The sequence below is a fragment of the Aeromicrobium sp. PFPM2_SD2 genome, assembly GCF_057364525.1.
This window is the reverse complement of record NZ_JBNFNZ010000418.1, coordinates 1-2,157: the sequence shown is the minus strand read 5'-3', so window position 1 is coordinate 2,157 and position 2,157 is coordinate 1. Positions and strand designations below refer to the sequence as shown.

Annotated in this window: 2 protein-coding genes; both read right to left on the bottom strand. The window is 75.6% G+C overall.

The window, feature by feature from the left end:
• Nucleotides 1–166: 166 nt before the first annotated feature.
• Nucleotides 167–1,768, bottom strand: coding sequence for a MarP family serine protease (locus tag AC2W7G_RS14490; protein WP_485869059.1), 1,602 nt, complete (start codon nt 1,766–1,768; stop codon nt 167–169).
• Nucleotides 1,765–2,157, bottom strand: a 393-nt coding sequence (locus tag AC2W7G_RS14485) for an NUDIX hydrolase (protein ID WP_485869058.1), incomplete at its 5' end; no start/stop codon positions are given. The genes AC2W7G_RS14490 and AC2W7G_RS14485, both read right to left, overlap by 4 nt.

The following is a 2,157-nucleotide window of genomic DNA, read 5'->3' as shown; positions in this document are numbered from 1 at the left end:
CGCGACGGTACGCCGAGGGCCAGCCGCACCACGACCGCGACGGCCAGGACGATCCAGGCACGCGGGCGTACTCCGGAGCCGCGCGCAGCGGTCGATTCTGCTCCCCGACCGGGGTGCCGGTGATCGCACGACGACGCTCTCGGGCGCCCGCACCCGCACCGGCAGGTCACGGGAGGCCCGCTCGACGACGTAGTCGGCCAGCGGGGCGAGGTCGACGGCCAGCCGCAGCGACTGGTCCTGGTCGGGCGCGGCGGTGCTCCCGTCGCCGAGCGTCGCCTCGTGCGAGCGGCGCAGCGTCTCGTCCCAGGCCGTCCGGAACCGCGGGTCGTCGGCCACCGACGTCGCCGCGCGGGCCCAGGACGTCGGACACGACCGGCCCCAGCCTTCGAGGACAGCGCGATCCGCGCGGCGACCTGCTGGCCGATCGTGGCGCCGAGCTCGTCCTGCACCTCGTCGTCGCCGACCAGCGGCCGGCGAGGCCGACGAAGCCGTCGGCGTCGCTGACGTGGGTGGCCACCCACTGGGCGGGCACGGCGACGAGCAGGGCGAGCAGGGCGACGAGCCCGGCGAGGGCTCCCAGGAGACGACTCATCGCGTACATCCTCCCGTGCCGACGGGCTGGGAGGCGGCCAGGCCGCGCCGCGCGTCGGCGGCGACCTGCGCCGCGGTCACCGCGTAGCCGGTCGAGGAGTCCGAGACGACGCGGCGAAGACGACGCCGTAGACCTCGCCGTCGGCCGAGACGAGCGGGCCGCCGGAGTTGCCCGAGCGGACCAGGCTCGCGCACCGCGAACGCCTCGCGCACCGCCTCGCCCGCGCCGTAGGATGTCGGGGCTGCGCAGCCGCTGCTTGTCGCGGATGCGGGCCGCGCGGGCGTCGAACGGGCCGTTCTCGGGGTAGCCCAGCACGGCCGCCGCGTCACCGCGGTCGCCGCCGGTGTCGAACGCCAGCGGACGCAGGCCGAGGCCGTCCACGGCCAGCACCGCGACGTCCAGCTCGGGGTCGAACACGACGACGTCCGCGCGCAGCCGGCGGTTCTCGTCGACGACCACGGTCGGACGCTCGACGCCGGCGACGACGTGCGCGTTGGTCATCACCCGGTCCGGTCCGTACGCGAAGCCGGACCCCTCGATCGAGCGCTGGCACACCGCGTCGCCGACGATCTTGACCACCGAGTCGCGCGCGGCCACGACGCCGGCGGACTCCAGCGTCGCCTCGTCGGGCGGCTCGACCTGCTTGATGCGCTCGGGCTGGAACGGCTCGATGTAGCGCGGGAAGAGGTTGGTGTCGATGACGTCGTCGAACGAGCGCAGCACCTCCTGGGCGCGGTCGGGCATCGCCCCGTCCACCGCGCGCAGCACCTGCGAGTCGCGCACCGCCTTCGACAGCACCGGGATCTGCGAGCCGCTCACCGCGTAGCCCAGGCCCCACGCGATGACGAGCACCGCGGCCATCCCGAGCAGCGAGCCGCCCAGCGAGTCCAGCGACCGCAGCGGGCGCCAGGTCACCGCGTCGCGCACGGACCCGCCGACGTACGAGCCGGCCGCCTGCCCGAGCACGGCGCACACGAGCACCACGACCAGGGCCAGCACCGACGTGGCCACGCTCGGCGCCCGGCCCCCGAGGACCACCGGCACGATCACGATGCCGAGCAGGCCGCCGGACAGCAGCCCCACCGTGGAGACGGCGTTGGTCACGAAGCCCTGCACGAACCCGGAGATGGCGTACGCCACCACGACCAGCAGCAGGACGACGTCGAGCCCGCTCATCGCGGCTCCGGGAGCGGACGGGTGCGCGCGGCGTCCCACGGCCGCTCGAGCCCGGCGACGTGCAGCAGCCGGGACAGGACGCCGGCCGTGAAGCCCCACAGGGGCACGGCGGTGCCGACGTCGAACGCCGGGCCGCGCCAGCCGCCGCGCACGACGCTGAAGCGGTGCTCGGGGTCCAGCAGGCGCGAGAGCGGGACGCGCAGCACCCGCGCCACCTCGCCCTCGTCGACGACGTGCAGCCCGGCCAGGTCGTCGCGGTGGGCGAGCACCGGCGTCACGGCGAAGTTGCTGTACGACAGCCACAGCGTCGGCAGCTGCCCGAGCACCGTGACGCCGTCCGGCTCGAGCCCGACCTCCTCGCGCGCCTCGCGCAGCGCCGTGCCGGTCGG